Annotated in this window: 22 protein-coding genes; 15 read left to right on the plus strand and 7 right to left on the minus strand. The window is 40.4% G+C overall.

Annotated features, from left to right (window positions below):
* Positions 1 to 174: 174 nt before the first annotated feature.
* Positions 175 to 2,205: a BCCT family transporter gene (locus H4J63_RS07775; RefSeq protein ID WP_024606267.1), complete on the minus strand. Its 2,031-nt coding sequence runs from the start codon at positions 2,203 to 2,205 to the stop codon at positions 175 to 177.
* A 161-nt stretch (positions 2,206 to 2,366) separates the two neighbouring features.
* Here H4J63_RS07775 and H4J63_RS07780 point away from each other — a divergent pair, with 161 nt between their 5' ends.
* Positions 2,367 to 3,365, plus strand: a complete 999-nt coding sequence (locus H4J63_RS07780; protein WP_024596500.1) for a DUF2971 domain-containing protein — start codon at positions 2,367 to 2,369, stop codon at positions 3,363 to 3,365.
* 110 nt (positions 3,366 to 3,475) lie between these two features.
* On the opposite strand, the gene dapD is transcribed toward H4J63_RS07780, so the two are convergent.
* The 3 genes from dapD to map are packed head-to-tail and all read right to left on the minus strand — an operon-like array spanning position 3,476 to position 7,747.
* Positions 3,476 to 4,303 (minus strand): 2,3,4,5-tetrahydropyridine-2,6-dicarboxylate N-succinyltransferase, encoded by an 828-nt coding sequence (dapD, locus tag H4J63_RS07785; RefSeq protein ID WP_002958324.1) that lies wholly within the window; start codon positions 4,301 to 4,303, stop codon positions 3,476 to 3,478.
* A gap of 9 nt (positions 4,304 to 4,312) precedes the next feature.
* Positions 4,313 to 6,931, minus strand: a complete 2,619-nt coding sequence (glnD, locus tag H4J63_RS07790; protein ID WP_002958323.1) for a [protein-PII] uridylyltransferase — start codon at positions 6,929 to 6,931, stop codon at positions 4,313 to 4,315.
* Positions 6,932 to 6,961: 30 nt separating this feature from the next.
* Positions 6,962 to 7,747, minus strand: a complete 786-nt coding sequence (map, locus tag H4J63_RS07795) for a type I methionyl aminopeptidase (protein ID WP_002958322.1) — start codon at positions 7,745 to 7,747, stop codon at positions 6,962 to 6,964.
* A gap of 271 nt (positions 7,748 to 8,018) precedes the next feature.
* Here map and rpsB point away from each other — a divergent pair, with 271 nt between their 5' ends.
* From rpsB to H4J63_RS07865, 14 genes are all read left to right on the plus strand, one after another.
* Complete coding sequence (rpsB, locus tag H4J63_RS07800; RefSeq protein WP_024596499.1) at positions 8,019 to 8,747, plus strand: 30S ribosomal protein S2; 729 nt, start codon at positions 8,019 to 8,021, stop codon at positions 8,745 to 8,747.
* Between the two features lie 104 nt (positions 8,748 to 8,851).
* Positions 8,852 to 9,703 carry a translation elongation factor Ts gene (gene tsf, locus H4J63_RS07805; RefSeq protein WP_002958320.1) on the plus strand — a complete coding sequence of 284 codons (852 nt, stop codon included), beginning with the start codon at positions 8,852 to 8,854 and terminating at the stop codon, positions 9,701 to 9,703.
* 158 nt (positions 9,704 to 9,861) lie between these two features.
* Positions 9,862 to 10,611, plus strand: coding sequence for a UMP kinase (pyrH, locus tag H4J63_RS07810; protein WP_024596498.1), 750 nt, complete (start codon positions 9,862 to 9,864; stop codon positions 10,609 to 10,611).
* 49 nt (positions 10,612 to 10,660) lie between these two features.
* Entirely contained in the window at positions 10,661 to 11,182 is a 522-nt protein-coding gene (gene frr / locus H4J63_RS07815; RefSeq protein ID WP_206013162.1) for a ribosome recycling factor, read from the plus strand.
* Positions 11,183 to 11,425: 243 nt separating this feature from the next.
* Positions 11,426 to 12,205: an isoprenyl transferase gene (locus tag H4J63_RS07820; protein ID WP_024596497.1), complete on the plus strand. Its 780-nt coding sequence runs from the start codon at positions 11,426 to 11,428 to the stop codon at positions 12,203 to 12,205.
* 19 nt (positions 12,206 to 12,224) lie between these two features.
* The gene (locus H4J63_RS07825; RefSeq protein ID WP_024606268.1) at positions 12,225 to 13,091 is read left to right on the plus strand and encodes a phosphatidate cytidylyltransferase; all 867 of its coding nucleotides are present in this window, start codon (positions 12,225 to 12,227) and stop codon (positions 13,089 to 13,091) included.
* Positions 13,088 to 14,293, plus strand: a complete 1,206-nt coding sequence (gene ispC / locus H4J63_RS07830) for a 1-deoxy-D-xylulose-5-phosphate reductoisomerase (protein WP_182195817.1) — start codon at positions 13,088 to 13,090, stop codon at positions 14,291 to 14,293. Before H4J63_RS07825 ends, ispC begins: the two co-directional genes overlap by 4 nt.
* Before the next feature lies 1 nt (position 14,294).
* Positions 14,295 to 15,647 (plus strand): sigma E protease regulator RseP, encoded by a 1,353-nt coding sequence (rseP, locus tag H4J63_RS07835; protein WP_182195821.1) that lies wholly within the window; start codon positions 14,295 to 14,297, stop codon positions 15,645 to 15,647.
* 100 nt (positions 15,648 to 15,747) lie between these two features.
* Positions 15,748 to 18,219, plus strand: a complete 2,472-nt coding sequence (bamA, locus tag H4J63_RS07840) for an outer membrane protein assembly factor BamA (RefSeq protein ID WP_024606270.1) — start codon at positions 15,748 to 15,750, stop codon at positions 18,217 to 18,219.
* An 11-nt stretch (positions 18,220 to 18,230) separates the two neighbouring features.
* A complete protein-coding gene (locus H4J63_RS07845; protein ID WP_165742987.1) occupies positions 18,231 to 18,749 on the plus strand; it encodes an OmpH family outer membrane protein in 519 nt (172 codons plus the stop codon).
* Positions 18,750 to 18,756: 7 nt separating this feature from the next.
* Positions 18,757 to 19,779 carry a UDP-3-O-(3-hydroxymyristoyl)glucosamine N-acyltransferase gene (lpxD, locus tag H4J63_RS07850; RefSeq protein WP_024606272.1) on the plus strand — a complete coding sequence of 341 codons (1,023 nt, stop codon included), beginning with the start codon at positions 18,757 to 18,759 and terminating at the stop codon, positions 19,777 to 19,779.
* Between the two features lie 26 nt (positions 19,780 to 19,805).
* A complete protein-coding gene (gene fabZ / locus H4J63_RS07855; RefSeq protein WP_007580997.1) occupies positions 19,806 to 20,258 on the plus strand; it encodes a 3-hydroxyacyl-ACP dehydratase FabZ in 453 nt (150 codons plus the stop codon).
* Between the two features lie 2 nt (positions 20,259 to 20,260).
* Positions 20,261 to 21,031 carry an acyl-ACP--UDP-N-acetylglucosamine O-acyltransferase gene (gene lpxA / locus H4J63_RS07860; RefSeq protein ID WP_007580998.1) on the plus strand — a complete coding sequence of 257 codons (771 nt, stop codon included), beginning with the start codon at positions 20,261 to 20,263 and terminating at the stop codon, positions 21,029 to 21,031.
* Positions 21,032 to 21,177: 146 nt separating this feature from the next.
* On the plus strand, positions 21,178 to 21,570 hold the full coding sequence (locus H4J63_RS07865; RefSeq protein WP_182195823.1) for a septal ring lytic transglycosylase RlpA family protein: 393 nt from the start codon (positions 21,178 to 21,180) through the stop codon (positions 21,568 to 21,570).
* On the opposite strand, the gene cydC is transcribed toward H4J63_RS07865, so the two are convergent.
* From cydC to cydX, 3 genes are read right to left on the minus strand one after another with little or no spacing between them, the layout of a single operon-like run.
* Positions 21,553 to 23,298, minus strand: coding sequence for a thiol reductant ABC exporter subunit CydC (gene cydC / locus H4J63_RS07870; RefSeq protein WP_182195826.1), 1,746 nt, complete (start codon positions 23,296 to 23,298; stop codon positions 21,553 to 21,555). The two genes, H4J63_RS07865 and cydC, sit on opposite strands and share 18 nt — an antisense overlap.
* Complete coding sequence (gene cydD, locus H4J63_RS07875) at positions 23,291 to 25,084, minus strand: thiol reductant ABC exporter subunit CydD (protein WP_182195829.1); 1,794 nt, start codon at positions 25,082 to 25,084, stop codon at positions 23,291 to 23,293. The genes cydC and cydD overlap by 8 nt, the downstream gene beginning before the upstream one ends.
* Entirely contained in the window at positions 25,074 to 25,238 is a 165-nt protein-coding gene (gene cydX, locus H4J63_RS07880) for a cytochrome bd-I oxidase subunit CydX (RefSeq protein WP_182195831.1), read from the minus strand. The genes cydD and cydX overlap by 11 nt, the downstream gene beginning before the upstream one ends.
* Positions 25,239 to 25,242: the final 4 nt, after the last annotated feature.

The following is a 25,242-nucleotide window of genomic DNA, read 5'->3' on the forward strand; positions in this document are numbered from 1 at the left end:
ACCAAGCGCACAGGGCGTGCATCTGTGAAAGTGTTATGGCAAGGATGGCTTAAGTTACAAGCCATCCTGGAAGGCTACGATTTAGCAAAATCTCTTGAGTCAGACTTGTGATCAAGAGACAGCTTTTCAGTGCCTTTTTTATTGCAATAATTGTGTATTAAATACGATGCTTATTTAAGGTTTATCGCTATTTAACATGTCATCGTGTTCGGCCATATCCCAAGGTAGTTCACCTGGGCTGTTACCTAAAAAGTGTAAGTAATTCTCAAATTGATCAAGAATATCCTTCACAATATCATCTTCACTGTAACCATACACATCGTAAGATTGCCCACCACGGCGTAAGAAAACATCAGCCTTGTAATACATTTCGATGTTATCAATCTCAGGTTTCAGCTCAGAATAGGCAAAGCTTGGCATAGGGTGTTCGGTTAGACGAATGTCATACACAAAATCAACATGCTCATGGCGTAGCACAGTTAAATGAGCACGGCCTAAGTCGGTATCAAAATCAACCTCTGCATGCCATTGTCGCGCTTTTAATTCAGCCTGAACGGCTTGCATTGCTTGTACTACCACACTACTAATGAAGGTGTGTACTTTTTCTTTATTGGGGTAATTAACCATGGCGGCTAAACGGCGCTTCCAATGAGATAAGTTAATATTACGGCCATTAAGCGCATGTGCTTGTAAACTAGTATCGCGATGGCCTTCAATGGTGAGTGCTCGCCAAAGCCCAGCGGTTGCAATAAGCATAATAATCGCAAAGGGTAAGGCACTGGCTATAGTCATAGTTTGTAGCGCACTTAACCCACCTGCCACTAATAAAACAGCAGCCACCGCGCCCTCTAGCACAGCCCAAAACACGCGTTGCCATGCGGGTGTATTAATATTACCTCCAGAGGCGAGAGAATCAATAACTAATGATCCTGAGTCAGACGAAGTAACAAAAAAGGTAATGATTAGAATAACGGTAAGTAGCGAAATAATAAATGATAACGGTAACACCTCAAATAACTGAAACAATGCAACAGCTTGGTTTGCTTGAACATCAGTAATTAAAGTATTGAACCCTTCATTCATTATTAGATTTAACGCGGTATCACCAAACACAGAAAACCATAAAAAGGTAAAAATAGTCGGGACTAGCATCACGCCAACAACAAATTGCCTGATGGTTCTGCCGCGGCTAATTTTAGCGATAAACATGCCAACAAAGGGTGCCCAAGCAATAGTCCAGCCAAATATAAATAGGGTCCAGTTACCAATCCAATCACTACGGCTGTACGCTTGTAAATTAAAAGTACGCTCAACAATACCGCTAAGGTAGCTGCCGGTATTTTGTAAAAACGATTCAAGAATATGAATAGTAGGGCCAATAAAAAATACAAAGGCCATTAACGACACTGCAAGAGTCATGTTTACAATAGATAAGCGCTTTACACCTTTATCCATCCCAGCCACTACTGAGAGAGTAGCTGCTGCGGTAATAATGGCAATAGCAGTAATTTGTACTGTGGTATTAATAGGGATACTTGGCCACAAATAATGCAGCCCAGCATTAATTTGGGTAACGGAAAGTCCTAACGTTGTGGCAATGCCAAATAACGTGCCTAATATGGCAAACACATCAACAGTGTGACCAATAGGACCATATATTTTATCACCAATAAGTGGATACAACGCTGAGCGAATCGACAGTGGGAGGCCATGACGAAATGCAAAATACGCAAGGACTAAACCGACAATCCCATAGATTGCCCATATGTGAAAACCCCAATGAAAAAATGCAATTTGCATAGCTTGCTTGGCAGCGTCGACGGTTTCTGCTGCGCCTGCGGGCGGAGATGCATAATGGAGCACGGGCTCTGCTACACCAAAATAAAGTAATGCGACTCCGTAACCGGCCGAAAATAGCATAGCAAACCATTCAGCGAAACTGTATTGCGGCTGCGCATGATCAGGGCCCAGCTTGATATTTCCCCAGCTGGAGGCTGCTACACAAACAATGAAAACTAAGAAAATAGCGACTGATAACATATAAAACCAACCAAAGGTTTCTGTTATCCACTTGAGGGTAACGCTGAATACTTGCCCTGCGAGTTCAGGGTTGCTAATTGTACCAATTACCAAGAGCAGAATAATAACCACTGCAGGTAAAAATACCGGTAGCAAAATAGTTGAGCGTAAAGCAGTTTTTGTCATATTAATCCTTAATATTAATTGCTAACTTTCAATTATACTTTACTACCTTATTATATCTTGGGTGTGTTGGCTAATTCAGTCTCTTGTTTAAGATTATCAAATTTTATTGTTGCCACTTATCAAGGTTAAACTAAAGATTAACATTACTTGGGATTTTAAATATGGAATATGTTTATCATTACACTTCTGCAGATGGTTTAAAGGGAATTTTAGAGAGCAAAAGTTTATGGGCTACTAACGCAGAGTATCTAAATGATTTTAGAGAAATAAAGCAAGGTATTGATAGAATAAAATCACTCAGAGGGAGTTTGTCTGAGTTTTCACAAATCAAACTCGAAGAAATTTATGCCAAACACAAAAATATACCTTTAGATGTTACCCAAAAAGAAATGCGAAGTAAGGACGTGCATCTCGCAAATCATTTTTTAAATTTTCTATGGAACATAATTGATAATAATACCATTGATGAAATTTATACCACTTCATTTACAACTAAGCGTGATAGCCTAAACCACTGGCTAACTTACGGGTCAGAGCAAACTTCATATTGCATAAAGTTTAATAAAGAAAAGCTATTTGATGATGAGTACTTTAGGCAAAGAAAACTTTTGAGTGGCTATGATGATGTTGATTACCAACCAACTGAGGAAATGCTTCATTCTTTAATTGAAGAACACTATCTGCCTGAGGTTTTAAGTTATGTGTTAGATCCAAATTTAAATGGAAATGACCTAAATGAAAAATGTGCTATTGCTGCAATTGAAATTTTTAATGAAGCGATTTTTAAGATTGCTAGCATAAAAGATCAAGCATTCGAATATGAAGAAGAGTATCGTTTTACTCTTTTTTACCCTGGTTTAGTCTCATTAAATGAAAATACTGAAAAGGGTTATTTTGATTTTATAGACTCCTCTAATATTGATTTTATAGAGCTTGAAAATGGAGTGAAAGAGTTTTTTCCTTTATGCTACAGAACCCTAAAGTCTGGCATTATAGCCCCATATAGAGCGATACCTTTTCCTAAAAATTCAATTGATGAAATTATAATAGGACCATCAGAAAATAATGAGTTAGCTGTTAAAGGCTTAAAGTCTTTTTTGAGTTCATTAAATTTTGATGTAGAAGTGTCTAGTACTAAAACTTCATTTAGAAGAATTTAAAAAAGCTCCAAACCAAAGGGCTTAGAGCTTTCTATATATAATTAAAGTTTAGCTAAAACACTTAACTTCAACGTATCGTTGGGTTTCGTTTCACTCAACCCAATCGACTATTACTCATCAATTGAGCGTAGTAGGGCGTTTATACCTACTTTTTCACGTGTTTGCTTATCTACTTTTTTTACGATGATTGCAGCGTATAGGCTGTGAGTACCATCTTTTGACGGTAGTGCGCCTGGTACAACTACTGCGCCTGCTGGTACGCGGCCGTAGTGAATTTCGCCAGTTTCGCGGTCATAAATACGAGTGCTTTGGCTGATGTAAACGCCCATTGAAATTACTGCGCCTTCTTCAACAATTACGCCTTCAACAATTTCAGAACGTGCGCCAATAAAGCAGTTGTCTTCAATGATAGTTGGATTAGCTTGTAGAGGCTCTAAAACGCCGCCTATGCCTACGCCACCTGATAAATGTACGTTCTTACCAATTTGTGCACATGAGCCTACAGTCGCCCATGTATCAACCATGGTGCCGTCGTCAACGTATGCGCCAATATTTACGTACGATGGCATAAGTACGACGTTTTTACCTACAAAGCTGCCTTTACGTGCTACTGCGTTTGGTACTACGCGCATACCACCTTGCTGAAATTGCTCTGGCGTGTAGTCGCTAAATTTAAGTGGTACTTTGTCGTAAAACTGGTTTACGCCGTCGTTCATTGGTTGGTTGTCGCGAATACGAAACGACAGTAAAACGGCTTTTTTAAGCCACTGGTGTACAACCCATTCACCTGATATTTTTTCAGCAACGCGTGCTGCGCCGCTATCAAGCAAATCAAGTGCATCAATAATGGCTTGTTTTACGTCGCTTGATACTGTGCTTGGGCTAATGCTATCGCGGTTGTCCCATGCGTTTTCGATCATCGTTTTTAAATCTGACATGTGTGTCCTCTATTCTGTTTCGGCGTTGAATTTTTTACGTAATGCCTGATGAATTTTTGCTTGCTCTTCATCAGTCAGCGCTTGGTATTCGTTATTAGATACAACAAAGAAATCCTCTGCACGTTCACCTACCGTTGTAATACGGGCAGCGTGAATGTGTAGTAAATGCGCTTGGAAAACTTCGGCTATTTTGGTTAGTAAACCTTGTATATCGACGGCTTGAATTTCTATTAAGCTACGGTCTTTGCGTGCATGTGGGCGCAACACAATTTTAGGTTTAATATTAAAATCTTTAAAGCGTTGAGAGCGGCTCTTTTTAAAGCGAATTTTTTTACGCGGATCGCTAAGTGCTTGCTCAAGCCCGCGTTTAATTGATTGCGCTCGACCACTTGCAATAGGGTCGCCACTTACTTCAAGTATTACAAAGCTAAACAGGACGTAACCATCTTTTGTGGTCAGTACTTGCGCGTGCTGTATTTGTGCTTTTTTAGAGCCAATTACACTCACTAATCTCGCAAAAAGCGCACCAGAGTAGGGGCTGTATACAAATACTTGTGTACCCCCATGCATTGCTTTGTTAGATACAATGACACTAGGTTGGCTTAAATCGGTGCTAGTTAATAAATGCTCACTTTGCCACGATATTTGCTGTTCGCTAAAGGCGGTAAAGTAGTTGGCTTTAAAGCGACTCCAAATTAAATCAATTTTATTCTCAGGGTAACCTAAGTTGAGTAGACGTTGTTTAGCTTGGTGCTTTTTATCGCGAATTTGGTCGCGCTGATCCATTGGGTTTTCAAGCCCTAAGCGTAATGCGCGCTGCGTGTGCAAGTACAATTCACGCAGTAGGGTGTTTTTCCAATCGTTCCATAAGTTGTCGTTGGTTGCACGGATGTCGGCAACGGTTAAACAATATAAATAGTCGAGTTGGCGCTCTGTTTTAATACGTGTTGCAAAGTCTTTTATTACAGCAGGGTCGTTAATATCTTTACGCTGCGCGGTAACCGACATAAGTAAATGGTTACTTACAAGCCATGCTACTAATTTTGCATCAGAGGATGAAAAACCATGTAGTTTAGCAAAGGCTATAGCATCAACAGCGCCAAGTTCAGAGTGATCTCCCCCTCGTCCCTTAGCAATGTCGTGAAATATACCGGCTAAATAAAGTAGCTCTGGTTTGTCCATTCGAGTGACTATTTCACTACAAATAGGAAACTCGCTAATGCCAGTTTTATCAAAGTATTCGTAAATATTTTTGATTAATTTGTGAGTATGCTCATCTACGGTGTAGGCGTGAAACAAATCGAACTGCATTTGTCCAAATATATTACGCCACTGCGGTAAGTAGGCGGCAAGCATGCCGTGCTTGTGCATTAACGTAAATGCGCGGCCCATACCATTAGGGTGTTTAACTAAGCGTAAAAAAGCTTCACGACAGGCTGCATAATCTTGTAAATCCCCCAATAAACGGCGGCGTACTTGGCGGATTGTACGAATAGTGCTTGGGTAAATATGCGTTATTGCAGGGTTGTCTGCTATGTGCTCAAACAATACAAAAAGTTGGTCACGTCTAAAAAATACAGATGGATCTTTTACGCGTATTTGATGGCCCACTTGCTCAAAGTTTCTGTCGAGTACTATCACCGTTTTTTCACTACTTTCGGGCATGATACTTTGCTCAAAGTATGAAAGTAGCATTTGGTTAAGTTCGCGCACGCGGCTCATTATTCTAAATAAGCGCTTCATCATACGCTCAACAGAGGCTTTACCGTCGCTACCAAAACCTAAAATTTCGGCGGCTTGTGGTTGATGATCAAACAATAAGCGGTTTTCAGCCCGACCTGCGGCTAGATGCAGTGCAAAGCGAATATTCCATAGGTTCTCTAGGCACTCTGAAAGCTCTTGAAACTCTTCATGGGTTAAGTAGCCGTGACTTATTAACTCTTGCAGGGTTTCGGTTCTAAAGTGCTTTTTTGCGACCCAAATAATGGTTTGCAAGTCGCGCAGGCCACCGGGGTTTTCTTTAATGTTTGGCTCAAGATTATACGCGGTGCCATGGCACTTTTTGTGACGTAAGTTTTGTTCTTGAACTTTGGCAGTAAAAAACTCACCGGAGCGCCATACGGGGGTTTCTAGAATATGCGTTTTGAGTTTTTCAAACTCAATATGATTACCAAAAATAAGGCGGCTTTCGAGTAAACTGGTGGCAAAAGTAACGTCTTCACGTTTTTGCTCAATGGCTTGTTCTATCGTGCGCACGCTGTGGCCAATCTCTAAGTTGAGATCCCATAGCATGGTGACAAACTGGCCTATTTTTTCGCATATTTCTTCGCTTGGTGGTTTAGTTACAAGCAATAAAAAATCGATGTCGGAGTAGGGATGTAGCTCGCCACGTCCGTATCCGCCTACTGCTATTAGTGCTAAATCAGGTTCGCGCGCTAAGTCGTAAACATGAAAAAGCTTAATTAGTAGGCGGTCAATAAACTCAGCCCGGGCATTAATTAAATTCCCAACCGGTTGTTTAGAAAATTCGTTATGTAACCATTTATAAAAATAGCTAGAACAATCGCGATAATCACTAAGTTGCTCTGCATCGCTGAGCAACTTTTTTACTTTGTTGGGTAATGCCACGTGGGCTGGCTCCTAATTTCTTATTTATTATTAGTGTTCTATGATCCTGTCGATAGTATCATCTGATCGTAGCGTTAAAATTTCAACACCATTTTCAGTCACTAATAAAGTATGTTCCCACTGTGCAGACAAGCTGCGGTCGCGAGTTACTACAGTCCAATCATCTTTAAGTAGCTTACATTGGCGTTTACCCGCATTAACCATTGGTTCAATTGTTAAGCACATGCCCGCTTTTAAAGTTTCGCCAGTACCCGCTTTACCGTAGTGCATTACTTGTGGTTCTTCATGAAATCCTGCGCCAATACCGTGGCCGCAATATTCACGAACAATAGAGTAATTAAAACTTTCTGCATATTTTTGAATAGCAGAGCCAATATCACCTAAGCGCACACCTGGTTTTACCATTTTAATAGCAAGGTATAAGCTTTCTTGTGTTACTTCTGCAAGACGCTTAGCTTGGATGTTTGGTGTACCAACGTGGAACATTTTAGAAGTATCGCCGTGGTAGCCATCTTTAATGACAGTTACGTCAATATTTACGCTGTCGCCTTCTTTTAATGCTTTGTCATTTGGAATTCCGTGACAAATAACATGATTAACTGACGTACAAACTGATTTTGGAAAGCCATGATAATTTAACGGAGCAGGGATTGCTTGTTGCACATTAACAATATAATCATGACAAAGTGTATTTAGCTCATCGGTGGTAACACCCGGCACTACATGAGGGCCGATCATTTCAAGTACATCGGCCGCTAAGCGCCCAGCTACGCGCATTTTCTCTATTTCTTCAGGGGTCTTGATAATAGCGCTCATTGAGGCTCCAAAGTTGAGTTTCTAACATTTATCGCCGAACAAATTTTGCACGCGACGTTGAGTATTTAATTTTAATATGGTATAAAGCGCGCCGTCTTTTTACAAATAAATTCTTAAATGATTTTTTGTATTTAAGGCAAACACAATTTTATTTTAACACACACACGTATCGTCACATACACTTGGGTGCATTTGAAGTTTAATTACTTCGGTGTTGGTGCTATGGGATATGTGGAGGCCTAACCCTAAACAACTATAGAGGATCTATAAAATGGCAAACGTTTCAATGCGCGATATGCTTCAAGCTGGTGTTCACTTTGGTCACCAAGCACGTTACTGGAACCCTAAGATGAAGCCTTTCATCTTCGGCACACGTAACCGTGTACATATCATCAACCTTGAGCAAACTGTACCAATGTTCAACGACGCACTTAAGTTTTTATCAAGTGCTGCAGCTAACAAAGGTAAAGTTCTTTTCGTTGGTACTAAGCGCGCAGCAAGCGACGCAGTTAAAGCAGCTGCTTTAGAAAGCGATCAGTTCTTCGTAAATCACCGTTGGTTAGGTGGTATGTTGACTAACTGGAAAACTGTACGTCAATCAATCAAGCGTCTTAAAGACCTTGAAGTACAAAGCCAAGACGGTACTTTCGAGAAATTAACTAAGAAAGAAACGTTAATGCTTAACCGCGAAATGGAAAAGCTTGAAAAGAGCCTTGGTGGTATCAAAAACATGGGCGGTCTTCCAGACGCGCTTTTCGTTATCGATGCTGACCACGAGCACATTGCTATCCGTGAAGCAAACAACCTAGGTATCCCTGTTGTTGCAATCGTTGATACTAACTCTAACCCAGACGGCGTTGATTACATCGTTCCTGGTAACGATGATGCTATCCGTGCTGTAAGCCTTTACACTAGCGCTGTTGCAGCTGCTATCACTGAAGGTCGCGAGAATAACATCGTTGCTCAAGCTGAGAAAGACGATTTCGTTGAAGCTGAGTAATTAGCTATCATCAAGTCTTCATCTTTTTAAGGTGAAGACTTGTTATTCTTGTAGAGCGGGTAACCCGCTTATCTAAACCAGATTTCAGATTTGAGGATTTACTAATGGCTGTAACTACTGCCCTAGTTAAAGAATTACGCGAGCGCACAGGCGCTGGCATGATGGATTGTAAAAAAGCGTTAACTGAGACTGATGGCGACATCGAGTTAGCGATTGAAAACATGCGTAAAAGTGGCGCTGCTAAAGCTGCTAAAAAAGCAGGTAACATTGCTGCTGAAGGTACTATCATCATCAAGCAAAACGCTGGTGTTGCAGTACTAGTAGAAGTTAACTGTCAAACAGACTTCGTTGCAAAAGACGTAAGCTTTTTAGCATTTGCTGATAAAGTTGCTGAAGCTGCAATTGCTGACACTCTTACTATTGAAGACTTACAAGCTAAGTTTGAAGAAGACCGTGTTGAGCTAGTAACTAAAATTGGCGAAAACATCAACGTACGTCGTCTGCAGTACATCGCTGGTGAAAACCTAGTTGAGTACCGTCATGGCGACCGTATCGGTGTTGTTGTTGCAGGTGTTGCTGATGAAGAAACACTTAAGCACGTTGCAATGCACGTTGCTGCTTCACGTCCAGAGTACTTAACTCCTTCTGACGTACCAGCTGACGTTGTAGAAAAAGAAAAGCAAGTACAAATCGAAATCGCTATGAATGAAGGCAAGCCTGCTGAAATCGCTGAGAAGATGGTTGTTGGTCGCATGAAAAAATTCACTGGTGAGGTTTCTCTTACTGGTCAAGCTTTCATCATGGAACCTAAAAAATCTGTTGGCGATATTCTTAAAGAGAAAAACGCAACAGTTACTGGCTTTGTACGTGTAGAAGTTGGTGAAGGTATCGAGAAGAAAGAAGAAGATTTTGCTGCTGAAGTTGCTGCTCAAATTGCAGCTGCTAAAGGTCAGTAAGATTAACTATTTGTGATGCAAAAGGAAATTAGATGCAATTAAAGTACTATTTGGTTTTGCTTCACAGCTAGAAATTCTTTAAAATAACCGCGCTTTTATGTTTAACATAAGCGCGGTTATTTTTTATCCATAATTCAATAAAAGTTGGCCCCTATACTATGACTATCAATCGCAAACCTATTTTTAGACGTGTTCTTCTCAAATTAAGTGGTGAAGCTTTAATGGGAGACGAAGGCTTCGGCATCGACCCTAAAGTTTTAGACCGTATGGCACAAGAAATTAAAGAGCTAGTAGAGCTTGACGTAGAAGTGGGTTTAGTTATTGGTGGAGGTAACTTTTTACGCGGTGGTTCACTTGCAGAAGCCGGTATGAACCGCGTAGTAGGCGACCACATGGGTATGCTTGCAACGGTTATGAATGGCCTTGCAATGCGTGATGCGCTACACCGTGCATTTGTAAACTGTCGTTTAATGTCGGCTATTCCGCTAAATGGTGTATGTGACGCTTATAACTGGGCTGAAGCAATTAGTTTATTGAAAACTGGCCGCGTTGTTATTTTTGCAGCGGGCACCGGTAACCCATTTTTTACTACCGATTCTGCAGCGTGTTTACGCGGTATCGAAATTGAAGCGGATACAGTAATTAAAGCGACTAAAGTGGATGGCGTGTACAGTGATGATCCTGTTAAAAACCCAGAAGCGACGCTTTACAGCCACTTAAGCTACAATGAAATCATTGAAAAAGAATTAAAAGTTATGGATTTAGCGGCATTTACTCTAGCCCGCGATCACAATATGCCATTGAGCGTATTTAATATGAATAAATCAGGCGCGCTAAAACGCGTAATTATGGGTGAAGAAGAAGGAACACTTATTTCTTCACAAGCCTCAGATGAAATAATCAAATAATTAGGATTAAACCGTGATTAACGATATTCAAAAAGACGCGCAAGCGCGCATGCAAAAAAGTGTAACTGCACTAGGTAGCCAATTATCTAAAATTCGTACTGGCCGTGCACATCCTGCAATCCTAGATGGCATTATGGTGTCGTACTACGGTGCACCAACGCCTTTAAACCAAGTTGCTAACGTAACAATTGAAGATTCTCGTACACTTGCTATTGGTGTATTTGATAAGTCTTTAGCGCAAGCTGTTGAAAAAGCAATTATGGCGTCTGACTTAGGTTTAAACCCTATGTCGGCAGGTACTGTTATTCGTGTACCACTTCCTCCACTTACAGAAGAACGTCGTAAAGACCTAATCAAAATTGTACGTGGCGAAGTTGAAGGCGGTCGTGTTGCTATTCGTAACATTCGTCGTGATGCTAATGGCGATGTAAAAGGTTTATTAAAAGATAAAGAAATATCTGAAGATGAAGCGCGTCAATCAGATGATGCGATTCAAAAACTTACAGATAAGTTTATCAAAGAAATGGATACGCTATTAGCTGCTAAAGAAGCAGAGTTAATGGAAATCTAAGTAGGGCCTGTTTATCTTTTAAGGTAGAGTTTGCAGTAGTGTGTTTGGTTTTAAGGCAAGGCAGAGCCTACGTAGTGAGGTTATTCCCCATTATTAGGCGATAGCAATGCATAAAATCTAAAAACGCGCTGCCCAAAGGGTTCTGCCTAGATTGAATAAATTACAATCCTGAAAGGTCGACAGGACCTATTAAAATTATTAGTTTTGAAACGCCGTCTAGGGTATACTAGGCGGCGTTTTTTTATGGAATACTCGATATTTATGGTTCTAGATGCTGACACAATTTCACAGCAATGTTTACCTAAACATGTTGCTATCATCATGGATGGGAACGGACGTTGGGCACAAGCTAGAAATAGACCTCGTGTGTATGGGCATAAAAAAGGCGTAGACGCAGTTCGTCAATCTGTTCAGTTTTGTACTAAATTAGGGATACAATCGTTAACCTTATTTGCTTTTAGTAGTGAAAACTGGCGCCGCCCTGAAGACGAAGTAAACACTTTAATGGAGCTTTTCTTATTTGTTTTAACAAAGGAAGTTAAAAAGCTTCATAAAAACAATGTAAAACTGACCATTATTGGAGATTTATCACGATTTTCTGAAGGATTACGTAGCAAGGTAGACGCTGCGCATAAGCTGACTGAAAATAATACCGGATTGCGCTTAAATGTTGCAGCTAATTACGGTGGTCGTTGGGATATGGCTAACGCGGCTAAACAACTTGCTTTGCAAGTTGCGCAAGGCACACTCAACGCAGAAGATATTACAGAAGAGCGCTTAGCACAGCATATGAGCATGGCAGATCAGGCTGAACCTGATTTACTTATTCGCACTGGTGGCGATGTTCGTATTAGTAATTTTTTACTATGGCAAGTTGCTTATGCAGAACTTTACTTTACCGAGACACTTTGGCCTGATTTTAATGAAGCAGCATTTGCTGAGGCTATAGCGTGTTACGTTGCCAGAGAGCGACGTTTTGGTTGTACGGGCGAACAAATAAAACAATTACTCGCTCAAACCTAAATAGAATAAGGGTCACATTTTGTTAAAACAACGAATTTTAACCTCACTTGTGCTTGCACCATCGGCATTAGCTTTGGTTTTTTATACACCGCTTACGTTATTTAGTTACTTTGCCGGTGCAATAGTATTATTAGGCGCATGGGAATGGTCTGCGTTTATGGGTTTATGCGATAAGCTCAAACGTGGTGCTTTTGTTGTATTGATTGCAGCCTTACTTGGCCTGCTTAATTTACATTGGCCTATTGAATCACTATGGGAAAATGGCAAGCTAGTAGGTGATGCAAATTACGTATTTACGCTTTCGTTTGCTTGGTGGATTGTTGCTAGTTATTTAATTTGGCGCTATCCAGAAATGGCTAAAGCGTGGAATGAAGGTTTAGTAATGCGCGGCATTGCAGGGCTACTCACACTTGTGCCGTTATGGCTTGCACTAAATACGCTGCGCAGTGCGCAATATGCTGAATCAACACATTTTGGCTCTGTACTTATTTTAGTCGTATTGGGTATAGTGTGGAGTGCAGACGTTGGTGCTTATTTTTCAGGTAAGAGCTTTGGTAAGCATAAACTTATGCCAAAAGTGAGCCCTAATAAAACAATTGAAGGGTTAGCAGGCGGTGTAGTCGCTTCTATCATTTTTGTTTTAGCATTTTGTCACTTTACCGATGTTGACTTAGGTGTTTGGCCTATCTACGCGATAATGACTGCATTTATTGCATTGTTCTCTGCGGTAGGTGATTTACTTGAAAGCATGTTTAAACGTGAAGCCGGTTTAAAAGATAGCGGCCGTTGTTTACCAGGGCACGGCGGTATTCTAGATCGCATTGACAGCTTAACGGCTGCAGCTCCAATGTTTGTAATGTGCTATGCGTGGACTCTTAGTTTATGAGCCAAAAGCAATTGCTGGTTATTTTAGGCGCAACAGGTTCAATTGGTTTAAATACACTAGATGTTGTATCGCGCAATAAAGATTTGTTTGATGTTTTTGTTTTAGCTGCAGGGCAAAACGCAAAGAAAATGGCTGAGCTGTGTATTGAACACGAACCACTTTATGCGATTATGGCTACCCAGCAAGCCGCTGAGCAGCTATCTGCTTATTTAGCTAATACACCATGCCAAACGCTTGTTATGCACGGCGAGCAAGCAATGTGCGACTTATGTGCTCACCCAGATGTTGATGTCGTGATGTCGGCAATTGTAGGTGCAGCTGGTTTACTGCCAACATTAAGTGCAGTAGAAGCAGGTAAAAAAGTACTCCTTGCTAATAAAGAATCGTTAGTTATGTCAGGTCAGTTGTTTATTGATAAAGTTAAACAACATAAAGCGACCTTGCTGCCAATTGATAGCGAACATAATGCTATTTTTCAATGTCTACCTTCTTCGTTACAAAATGCCAAAGGCGATCAAAATTTACAGCAACATGGCGTAAGTAAAATTTTGCTAACCGGTTCTGGTGGCCCGTTTTTAACGCGCGATATAAACACACTAAAAGATGTAACTGTAAGTGAAGCCGTGGCGCATCCTAACTGGTCGATGGGTAAAAAAATATCAGTAGACTCGGCCACTATGATGAATAAAGGCTTAGAGTTTATTGAAGCTAAGTGGTTATTCAATTGCGACACCAGTGATATAGACGTAGTGATTCATCCACAAAGTATTATTCACTCAATGGTGCAGTATCACGATGGTTCTATTTTAGCGCAAATGGGTAACCCTGATATGCGCACGCCAATTGCCCATTCACTTGCATACCCGGAGCGAATTAATGCAGGCGTTAAACCGTTAAACTTCTCTGATATATGTGATTTCTCATTCACCAAGCCTGACTTTTCTCGCTATCCAAATTTACAATTAGCGATTGATGCGTGTAGTGCAGGGCAGGGCGCGACTACAACGGTTAATGCTGCAAATGAGATAGCAGTAAGTGCATTCTTAAACGGTAAAATTGGTTTTACTGATATATACAAAATAAATGCACAAACGCTTGAAGCTGCAACGTATACCAATGTACAAAGCTTAGATGAAATTTTAGAGTGCGATAAATTAGCGCGTATTAGCGCTTCAGAATTTATAACAAAAGTGGCGCATTAATATGTTTGATTTTTTTTGGAATCTTGGCTCATTTATTTTAGCGCTTGGTATTTTAGTGGCCATACATGAATATGGCCATTTTTGGGTTGCACGAAAAATGGGCGTTAAAGTGCTGCGTTTTTCAATTGGCTTTGGTAAGCCATTGTTAAAATGGCACGATAAATATAATACCGAATATGTGATTGCGGCTATTCCATTAGGCGGTTATGTAAAAATGCTTGATGAGCGTGTTGATGACGTGCCGGCAAACCAACGTCACTTGTCGTTTAACGCTAAATCTGTACAAGCACGTATTGCCATAGTTGCAGCGGGTCCAATGGCCAACTTTTTGTTTGCCATTTTTGCTCTTGCTGTAATGTATATGGTGGGTGTGCAGTCGGTAAAGCCTGTGGTAGGTAGCATTACCGAGGGTAGCCGGGCAGAGCAAGCGGGCATTATGCCTTCTCAACATATTATAAAAATTGGTGATGATGATATAACGACATGGCAAGATGCCACGTTTGCACTTATGTCTAATTTAGGTGAAGAAAGCGTTGAAGTGATAGTGCGCGATAAAAACCTTCAACCACGTGTTAAAACGCTTAATTTAGAGGGGTGGAAACTAGAACAGCAAGACGTGCCACCACTAAGCTCGTTAGGTATTGTACCGTTTAGACCTCAAGCCACTTTAACAATTGCCGCCGTAACTAAAGACTCAGCTGCAGAACACGCTAATTTACAAGTTAATGACAAAATTTTGGCTGTAAACGGTGAAACAATAAGCAATTGGCAGCAATTAGTTAATCTTATTACGCAATCAGCTAACAAATCTTTACAATTTAGTGTAAAAAGACAAGATACTATAAAAGCCATTACAGTAACCCCTAAAGGGCGCATTGATAATAACGGTATTGAGCAAGGCTTTTTAGGCGTTGCTCCTGTTGTACAGCAATGGCCTGATGGTTATGTAGAGACTAGACATTACGGCCCGCTCGATAGTATCGTGCGAGGCACAAAAGAAACGTGGCGCTTAATTACACTCAGTTTTGACATGATTGGTAATTTAATTACAGGCCAGGTTTCGGTTAAGAATTTAAGTGGCCCTGTGGGCATTGCAGTAGGCGCTGGAACTAGCGTAAGCTATGGGTTAGTGGCCTTTTTAAGCTTTTTAGCCTTGATAAGCATTAACTTGGGTGTATTTAATTTATTACCCTTACCAGTGCTTGATGGTGGACACTTAATGTATTACATAATTGAACTTTTTCGTAAAAAGCCGGTCTCTGAAAAGACACAAGAGTTTGGTTTTAAAGTGGGCGCCTTGTTGCTCATTTTTCTAACATGTTTCGCTTTGTTCAATGATGTATCGCGTTTGTAGTTTTACAGCGTGGCAAATTACTAATTAGAACACGATTGTAAAGCACCACTTTAGTAGGGTGTTATGCGGTAATACAGTTGTAAAGGATAAAGATAATAAAATGGCTATAAAAAAACATTTGGCAGTAACAAGTTTATTGGGTGCAAGTTTTGCAGCCCTAGGCCAAAACTCCTTTATTGTTGAAGACCTGAAAGTTGAAGGTTTACAGCGTGTAGCACTTGGTGCAGCGCTAACACATATTCCTATTAACGTAGGCGATAATGTTGATGACTATACGATTTCAAAAACAATAAAGTCACTTTATCGTTCTGGGCACTTTGATAACATAAAAGCCCTTCGTGATGGCAACAACGTTATTTTTAAAGTAACGGAACGTCCTACCATCAGCTTCATTGAGTTTGAAGGCAATAAAGACATTAAAGACGAGCAGCTTAATGAGTCTCTTGATCAGCAAGATATTCGCCAAGGTGAACCACTTGATAAAACCGTTATCGATAGTATCGAAAAAGGTTTAGTTGAGTTTTTCCACAGTATTGGTAAATACAACGCTAAAGTAGATATCAGTATTACTAAGTTGCCTCGTAACCGCGTTAAACTTAAATTAGAGTTTGATGAAGGTGATGCAGCTTCTATCCGACAAATTAACTTAGTGGGTAATGAACTTTTTTCTAATGAAGAGCTTCTTAAACTTGCTGAATCGCAGCAAGATTTACCTTGGTGGCAGTTTATGGGTAGCGATCGCTACCAAAAGCAAACCATTGAAGGCGATTTAGAAAAAATTCGTAGTTACTATTTAGACCGTGGTTACCTACGTTTTAATATCGATTCAACGCAAGTATCAGTGAGCCCTGAACGTGAATCAGTTTACGTTACAGCTAACTTAACTGAAGGCGTAAAATATACCGTTAAAGGCTTTGACTTTATTGGTGACTTGCTTGGCCGTGAAGACTTAATTAAAAGTGTTATCCCACTTAGAGCGGGTGAGCTTTATAACGGTTCTGTAGTTACTTCGTCAGAAGAATTTATTAAAAGCTACTTAGCACGTTTTGGTTACGCTAATGCTGAAGTGCGTACAATTCCAGAAATTGACGACGAAAAGCAAGAAGTACAACTAACACTATCGGTTAATCCAGGTAAGCGTGTATATGTTCGTCGTATTATTGTTGGTGGTAACCAAAATACAGCTGATGAAGTACTTCGCCGTGAAATGACACAACTTGAAGGTGCCTGGTTATCTAATCAAAACCTTGAGCGTTCAAAACTACAAATTCAACGTTTGCCTTACATGGAAACTGTTGATTTTAACGTAGTGCCTGTACCCGGTGTGGATGACCAAGTAGATGTAGACTTTACTGTAAAAGAGCAATCTGCAGGTAGCTTTAATGCTGGTCTTGCTTATGGTTCTTACTTAGGTCTGCAGTTTAATATTGGTGTAACAGAATCTAACTTTTTAGGCACAGGTAACCAAATTGGTTTAAACCTTAATACCTCTACAGGTTCTGAAAGCTTAAGCTTATCGTACACAGACCCATACTTTACGCCAGATGGTGTATCGCAAGGCAGTAGCATCTTTTACAGAAACTACGATGCAAGTAAATTTAGCCTTGTTGAGTACAAATCAAAAAGTTATGGTTTAGGCACAAATATTGGTTTTCCAATTGATGCTGTAAATCGTGTTAACTTTGGCGCTCGTTGGATAAAAGAAGAGCTTTCGGATATTGCAGAGTACGAGCAAACGCGTGTACTTCGTGAAACATTCTTAGATCCAGACAACCCAGATGCAGGCTTTGACTTTACTAAGTACGAGCTGAGTGTTGGTTGGTCGCGTATTACTGTTAACCGTGGTTTATTCCCAACAGCGGGTTCGCGTCAAACTCTAAATTTAACAGCAACAACGCCTAACTCAGATCTTCAGTACTTTAAACTGAATTACGATTCGCGTTTTTACTGGCCTATATCAAATGACCACCGTTGGGTATTCTCAACCCGTGCAGCACTTGGTTATGGTAATGGTTATGGTTCTACAAACGGGTATGAGCAAACACTTCCATTCCAAGAATACTTCCGTATAACGGAAATGGAACTTCGTGGCTTTGACCGTAATACAATATTACCACGTGCTGTATCGCGTATACCGCAGTCTATTCCAGGTACGCCAGGTGCAGACGGTACTACAACCGGTAGCATTGGTGGCGCATCAGAATTTGATATTCTAGTGCCGCAAGGCCGTATTGGTGGTAATGCTAAAGCAGTGGCAGGTATGGAGCTAATTGTTCCTACGCCATTCTTAGATGAAGAAAATACCAGCTCTGTACGTACGAGCTTCTTTGTTGATGCAGCAAATGTATGGGATACAGAGTTTAATGTAGACCGTTTCCAAAACTTAGCACCTGATGAGCGTGCTAAATTAGATGACTATTCAGACCCTATGCGCTTTAGGGTGTCAACCGGTCTTTCATTACAGTGGATCTCTCCAATGGGTCCAATGCTGATCAGTTTTGCGTATCCATTGCAAAAAGAAGAAGATGACGATACGAAAACCATCAGCTTTAACATTAGTAACACTTTTTAAAGGAGTTTTTTATGACTAAATTATTTAAATCAACGGCAGTAGCTGTTCTAGCAACGTTAATGATGGGTACTTCTGCGAGTGCACTTGCACATAAAGTAGGTATTGTTGATATGCAAGAAATCTACAAGCAAATACCTCAAATGGCTAAAATTGAACAGTCTTTACAAACTGAGTTTGCTGAGCGCCGTCAAGAGCTTGAAAAGCTACAAGGCGATATTCGTTTTGAAGCTGAAAAATTTAAACGTGAAAGTACCACTATGAGCCAAGCTCAAAAAGATACTCTGCGTGAAAAAATTCAGGGCATGCAAAAAAATCTTGCTGAACAAGGTCGTCCTTTAGAGCAAGAAATCAAAGCGCGCCAAAACCAAGAGCTTGCTAAAGTTCAAGGTGTGATCATCAAAACAATTGAAGAAATTGCTAAAGACGGCGACTTTGACGAAGTTAAAGTAAAAGACACAACAATTTACTTTAACCCTAAAGAAGTAACTGATCTTTCGTCTAAAGTTGTAGCCGCAGTTAGTAAGAAATAATCACTCTATGCAAAATTATACGCTTTCGCAAATAGCGGAACTTCTAGGCGCCGAACTTCAGGGTGATGGCGCTTTAGAAATAAAAAAAATAGCGACACTTGCAAATGCCCATTCTGGGCATATTGCATTTTTAGCGAACTCAAAATATCGCTCGCAACTTGAGACTACTCAAGCTAGCGCTGTAATAGTAAGCCAAGCTGATGCAGAGTACTTTAGTGGTAGCAAAGTTATTGTTGCTAATCCGTATGTAAGTTACGCAAAATTAGCGCAATTTATGGATACGACGCCACGATCAGCATTTACAGGTATTCATCCAAGCGCTACGGTGCATCCAACAGCGATTGTTAGTGACAGCGCCGCTATTGGTGCTAACGCAGTCATTGAAGCTAATGCAGTGATTGGTGACAACGCGCAAATTGGTCCGAACAGTTTTATCGGCGAATGTGTTAAAATAGGTTCTGGCACTAAGCTTTGGCCTAGTGTGACTATTTATCACGATGTTGAAATTGGTTCAGATTGTTTGTTTCAAGCAAATAGTGTTGTAGGTAGTGATGGGTTTGGCTATGCAAATGAGCGCGGGCAGTGGGTTAAGATACCTCAGCTTGGTTCAGTGATTATAGGCAACAAAGTTGAAATCGGTGCTAGTACGACAATTGATCGTGGTGCACTGGACAATACCATCATTCATAGCAATGTTATTATCGATAATCAGTGTCAAATAGCGCACAACGTTGAAGTTAATTCAGGCACCGCAATTGCGGGCTGCACTGTTCTTGCAGGAAGCGTTACCATTGGCAAGAACTGTCAAATTGGTGGCATGGTTGCAATTAATGGTCACATGTCTGTATGTGATGGTGTTATAATTACCGGCATGAGTATGGTGACAAAATCAATCACCGAACCAGGTATTTACTCATCTGGTATGCCCCATACAACAAACAAAGAATGGCGTAAAACTATTGCTCACTTGCGTAACCTTTCAGACATGAAATCTCGTCTTAAAGCGCTTGAAGCATTGGCTAAGTCATAACGTTGAACACTAATAAGGATGCTATTTTGGCAAACGAATTAAATAGCCTTGATATTCAAGAAATTTTAAGTTTATTACCGCACCGTTACCCGATGCTATTAATTGATCGTGTTATTGATTTTACACCTGGCAAGTCTTTACATGCTATTAAAAATGTTTCTATAAATGAACCGATTTTTACTGGACATTTTCCAAATCAGCCAATTTTTCCTGGTGTGCTAATATTAGAATCAATGGCGCAAGCAACGGGTTTATTAGGTTTTAAAACAGTAGAAAACCGTAGCGAAAACGAATTGTATTTGTTTGCTGCTGTTGATAACGCACGTTTTAAACAACCTGTAATTCCTGGTGATACAATGCATCTTCATGTTGAGTTTTTAAAAGAACGTCGCAATATTTGGAAGTTTGCTGCAGAAGCTAGAGTCGACGGCAAAATAGTGTGTAGTGCCGAAATTATGTGTGCGAGAAGAGAGTTTTAATAGTGATCCATTCTACAGCAATAATCGAACCTGGCGCTAAACTAGGCAACAATGTCTCAGTTGGTCCGTATAGTTATATTGGCAATGATGTTGTTATCGGTGATAACTGTATTATTGAGTCTCACGTTGTTGTTAAAGGGCCGTCAACTATTGGCTCTGGCAATCATATTTTTCAGTTCGCGTCTGTGGGTGAAGCCTGCCAAGACAAAAAATACAACAACGAGCCAACCACTTTAATAATGGGTGATAACAACGTTATCCGTGAATGTGCCACTATTCACCGTGGTACGATTCAAGACCAAGGTGTTACTAAAATTGGTAGTAATAATTTGTTTATGGCTTATACACACGTTGCACATGACGCGGTAATTGGCGATAACGTAATTTTTGCTAACAACGCAAGTGTGGCCGGCCATGTACATGTAGGCGATTGGGTTATCCTTGGTGGTAATTCGGGTGTTCATCAGTTTTGTAAAATTGGTGCACATGCCTTTATTGGTATGTATTCAGGTGTTAACAAAGATGTACCACCATTTGTTACTACCATTGGTATGCCTGCAGGTCCTGCAGCTATCAATAAAGAAGGCATGAAGCGTCGTGGTTTCGAAAGTGATGAAATTATGGCTGTACGCCGTGCATACAAAGCATTTTATCGTAAAAGCTTAGGTGCTGAAGAAGCTATTGAGTCGCTTAGTGAGGATGCCGCAAAGTATCCTGCTGTGAAACTGATGGTCGATTTTGTTAAAAACTCAGAGCGCGGCATCGTAAGATAATTCGCGGGTTTGCTTTAAGCATTAAAAAAACCACCCTAGATGATAAATCGAAGGTGGTTTTTTATTGCCCTGCTTTAAGCTAATTCAGTTAATACTCAGGGTAATTGAGTTAGTATGCGGGTAATTTATATAATAAAAGCCGTCCTATGCGTTTACCTAAGTTAGTAGTCACTCTTTTTATTACTTCAGTTTTAGCCGCTTGTAGTAGCCAACCTATTGTTAAATCATCTGCTGGAGAAATCACTCAAGTTGGTAAAGCATCTTTTTATGCTGACAAATATCACGGGAGAACAACTGCCAACGGAGAGCGCTTTAGCCAACAAGCCGCCACAGCAGCCCATTTAGAGTTCGACTTTGGCACTAAGGTCGTTGTTACCAACCTCGCTAATAATAAATCAGTCACGGTAAGAATTAACGATAGAGGCCCGTATGTGCGAGGTCGTATTATTGATTTATCAAAGAGTATGTTTAAAAAGATAGCCGACCCTAAAGTCGGCGTTATTGATGTATCAGTAACGGTTTTAAAACCGGGTAGTTAGCGCAATATAGTCGGGATAAGTGCTACTGAGCTCTTTATGAGAGCCTTGTGCGACTACTTTACCGCCTTCTAACCATACAACATTATCCATTTGAGCAAGTAGAGCGGGATCGTGCGTAATTGTCAGCACGCTGGCGTTATTCATAACATGCATTATTGCTTGCATTACCCCTTGCTTAGATTGATTATCAAGACCCTCAGTTGGTTCATCAAGTACTAAAATAGCAGGGTTTTTAAGTAATGCTTGGGCAATGGCTATACGCCTAGATTGACCTTGCGACACGTTACGCCCGCCAGTGCCTAATCGTGTTTTTAAACCTTCTTTTAGCTCATTAAACCATGGGCTCAATTGAGCTAATGCGAGCGCTTCAATCATTTGCTCTTTGGTTGCATTTGGCGCGGCATAACGTAAGTTTTCACTTAATGTGCCATCAAAAATATGGTGCTGCTGGGCGAGTATATTTATAACATTTGCGCGTATATCATTATTTAACGAATGTAAGTCAACAACGCTATTTTGATTGTTTAGCGTTATGCTGCCTTGTTGCAAAGGCCATAAACCAGTAAGTAAATTTACAAGCGTCGTTTTACCGCTGCCGCTTCTACCTACAATTGCTACCTTTTGCTGAGGCATTAGTTCAAAACTGATATTAGTTAGCGCTGTTTGTTCACCATATTGGTAGCTAATATTGTTAAGTACTAACGTGTGATTTTGCGCGCTAAAGTTTTCATCAATGTCTACATGTTTACTTTCAATTTGCGAACTAGCTGCTTTATCTTCAAGTGTAAACAATCGCTCTGCTGCTTTTAAAACACTTGGAAGCTCTATAAACGCGTTGGGTAGTAGTAATACGCTTTCAAAGCTTGCCAGTACAAACAAACTTAACATAGCAAGTTCTACATTTACCATACTGCTTGCGTAAACCAGTGGGACAATGGTTACTATGCTAGCAAGCATGGCTAATTGAACAACCAACAAGCTTAATCCATCTGAGTTTGCCAGTGCTTTGTGGCGAATAAATAATTGCTGATTGTACTGCTCGCTTAATTCGTCGCACTTATTAAGTTGCTGCGAACGGGCTTGATAAATACTAAGCTCTCTAAGGCCTGTAAGTGTATCTGAAAGCTCAGAGCGAAGTTGTGCACTCAGTTGTGTTTCTTTATGGCTGTTTTTAGTGAGCTTTGCGCTGAGTAGGGCAGGTATAACCACACCAATAAGTATAATGCCAGTAAAGCAAATAAGGGCGACGTTGCCATTATAGGCCGACATAAACAGCATGATGATTGGCACACTTAAAAGAGCGACCAGCATAGGAAGTAAAACGTTTAAATAAAATTTATCGAGTGCGTCTACATCGTTTTGTAATCGGTTAACTAGATCAGCGCTGCGGCTCATTGCTAAATCAACATTGTTAAGCTTACTTAACGTTGCAAATACATTGGTACGTATTTCACTTAGTAATAAAAACGTGGCGTTATGAGTAACTAGGCGTTCGCCATAGCGCGATGCAGTTCGTACAATTGCTAAAAACCGAATCGTTCCTGCTGGAGTAAAGTAGTTCATTTGCACGCCCGCAAGACCTGCAGCCGCCATTGACGCTAAAAACCAGCCAGAAATAGCCAACAAGCCCACATTAGCTAATACCGTAATCGTTGCTAAAAATGTACCCAATAGCATAGCTTTATAATGAGGAGCACAAAGCTTTAATAAGCGAATAAAATTATGCATGCGCAACCCCTTGTTTAGCCGTTTTTAGTAAGTTAGCAAATGCACCATTTTGCGCTGCAAGTGTTTCAAAGTGTCCTTGCTCAGCTATTTTTCCATCGTGCATAACAATGATATTGCTGGCATGTTTAACGGTATTTAATCGATGAGCAATGACTAATACTAAGTTATTTTTAGCATATTCATTAATAGCATCTTGAATAAGCTGCTCTGTTTGGCTATCAAGGTGCGCTGTAGGCTCATCAAGCACTAAAACTGGTGCTTGTTTTATGAATGCACGTGCGAGTGCGATGCGTTGCTTTTGTCCGCCAGAAAGCCCTTCGCCTTGCTCACCTATCAGTGTGTTAAAACCATCGGGTAGGGTATTTATAAATTCAAGCACACCAGCTTGCTTTGCTGCATGTTCAAGCTCTTGCTGTGTGGCAGTTGGTTTGGCCAATTTAATGTTGGCAGCAATGGTGTCGTAAAACAGCGTCGCTTTTTGTGGTATCCATGCAATGTTATTTTGCAGATAAGTAATATCGGTTGTACTTAAACTCTGCTCATTAATAGATAGGTGGTTAATCACCTCAGGGTGAAACCCTAATAAGCAGTCAAACAACGTACTTTTACCTGAGCCACTACTGCCCACAACGGCAATTAAGCCTTTATTTGGCAGTGTTAAATTTATATTTTTAATGCCTTCGTTACTATCTGGGTATATAAAATTGAGGTCGGTAATACTTATGGAGTTAATTGCATTTAAAGTTAAATTGTTTTCAGGCGAGCTTGTAGTCACTGACGCATTTTCGTCACTTGGCAGTGGTGCATTTAAAATCGCAACCATATCGGCAGCGGCACTAATGCCTTGTAAACGTGCATGGTAATGGCTACCTAGCTGGCGCAGTGGTAAATAAAATTCAGGCGCTAAAAGTAGCACCACAAAGCCAGTAGCAAAATCAAGAGTGCCAAAAAACAGTCTAAAACCAATAATTACTGCGACTAATGCCACGCTAATGGTGGCTAAAAACTCAAGTGCAAATGATGATAAAAACGCGATTTTTAAAACATCGAGTGTAGCGTGTCTAAAATCATCTGAAATTTTAGCTATTTGTTTAAGCTCGGTACGTGTTGCATTAAATAGCTTGAGTTGAGTTAAACCTTGTACGCGGTCAAAAAAGTAATTGCCCAGTACAGCAAGTTGCTTCCAGCGTTTTTGGTTTAAAGCTTCGGCTTTTGAGCCTACTAAAATCATAAAAAAAGGAATGAGCGGGGCGGTTAATAAAAATATCAGCCCAGCTTTATAATCTGTCGGAAAAATAACAACTAATATTGCCAGCGGAATAAGCGCGCTGTAAGCAGCACCAGGTAGGTATTTAGCATAATAGTCGTGGAGTGCTTCTACGCCATTATGTAGGGTATTTAATGTAGCGCCTTGGCCGTGTTGTTCTATATAGCTTGGGCCAAGTAAGCTGAGCTTATTTAGAAGTGTTTGGCGCATAGCCGATTTTATTTTAAGTGCAGCATATGCACTCAAGCGTTCGCTTAATGCTAAAAACACCGCGCGCAATAAAATAATGCCTGCTAAGGGCCATAATAAATGAGTAACTTGGGCTAAATTATTACCTTCAAACATAACGTTGTGAATAGTTTGCGCAAGTAAATAAGCACCTGCAATCATCAGTAATGCGTTAAAAGTACCCAGTGCAATGCTTAACTTTAACCACACTGCAGCGGGTTTACTTTGACGCTTTAAAAAAGCGCGCAGTGATTGCTGCTGCGCGCGATCTGGTCGGGGGTTAGTCGTCATCTTTTGTGTTGTTAGTATCGTTTAATAAATCGTGCATGGCTTGTTCATCATCAGCAATGCTGTTTTTATTTTGATGAAATTCGTACCACATTACATTTATTACACCTAAGGTACAGGCCAAAAGTACACCTAAAATCCAAGCGAAATACCACATAGTT

It is taken from the genome of Pseudoalteromonas sp. 5Ae-yellow, assembly GCF_014077565.1.
Taxonomy (GTDB): domain Bacteria; phylum Pseudomonadota; class Gammaproteobacteria; order Enterobacterales; family Alteromonadaceae; genus Pseudoalteromonas.

Coding starts and splice junctions, on each gene's coding strand:
- H4J63_RS07775 (WP_024606267.1), bottom strand. CDS start 2,205: ATGACAAAAACTGCTTTACGCTCAACTATTTTGCTACCGGTATTTTTA.
- H4J63_RS07780 (WP_024596500.1), top strand. CDS start 2,367: ATGGAATATGTTTATCATTACACTTCTGCAGATGGTTTAAAGGGAATT.
- dapD (WP_002958324.1), bottom strand. CDS start 4,303: ATGTCAGATTTAAAAACGATGATCGAAAACGCATGGGACAACCGCGAT.
- map (WP_002958322.1), bottom strand. CDS start 7,747: ATGAGCGCTATTATCAAGACCCCTGAAGAAATAGAGAAAATGCGCGTA.
- rpsB (WP_024596499.1), top strand. CDS start 8,019: ATGGCAAACGTTTCAATGCGCGATATGCTTCAAGCTGGTGTTCACTTT.
- tsf (WP_002958320.1), top strand. CDS start 8,852: ATGGCTGTAACTACTGCCCTAGTTAAAGAATTACGCGAGCGCACAGGC.
- pyrH (WP_024596498.1), top strand. CDS start 9,862: ATGACTATCAATCGCAAACCTATTTTTAGACGTGTTCTTCTCAAATTA.
- frr (WP_206013162.1), top strand. CDS start 10,661: ATGCAAAAAAGTGTAACTGCACTAGGTAGCCAATTATCTAAAATTCGT.
- H4J63_RS07820 (WP_024596497.1), top strand. CDS start 11,426: ATGGAATACTCGATATTTATGGTTCTAGATGCTGACACAATTTCACAG.
- ispC (WP_182195817.1), top strand. CDS start 13,088: ATGAGCCAAAAGCAATTGCTGGTTATTTTAGGCGCAACAGGTTCAATT.
- rseP (WP_182195821.1), top strand. CDS start 14,295: ATGTTTGATTTTTTTTGGAATCTTGGCTCATTTATTTTAGCGCTTGGT.
- bamA (WP_024606270.1), top strand. CDS start 15,748: ATGGCTATAAAAAAACATTTGGCAGTAACAAGTTTATTGGGTGCAAGT.
- H4J63_RS07845 (WP_165742987.1), top strand. CDS start 18,231: ATGACTAAATTATTTAAATCAACGGCAGTAGCTGTTCTAGCAACGTTA.
- lpxD (WP_024606272.1), top strand. CDS start 18,757: ATGCAAAATTATACGCTTTCGCAAATAGCGGAACTTCTAGGCGCCGAA.
- H4J63_RS07865 (WP_182195823.1), top strand. CDS start 21,178: ATGCGTTTACCTAAGTTAGTAGTCACTCTTTTTATTACTTCAGTTTTA.
- cydC (WP_182195826.1), bottom strand. CDS start 23,298: ATGCATAATTTTATTCGCTTATTAAAGCTTTGTGCTCCTCATTATAAA.
- cydD (WP_182195829.1), bottom strand. CDS start 25,084: ATGACGACTAACCCCCGACCAGATCGCGCGCAGCAGCAATCACTGCGC.
- cydX (WP_182195831.1), bottom strand. CDS start 25,238: ATGTGGTATTTCGCTTGGATTTTAGGTGTACTTTTGGCCTGTACCTTA.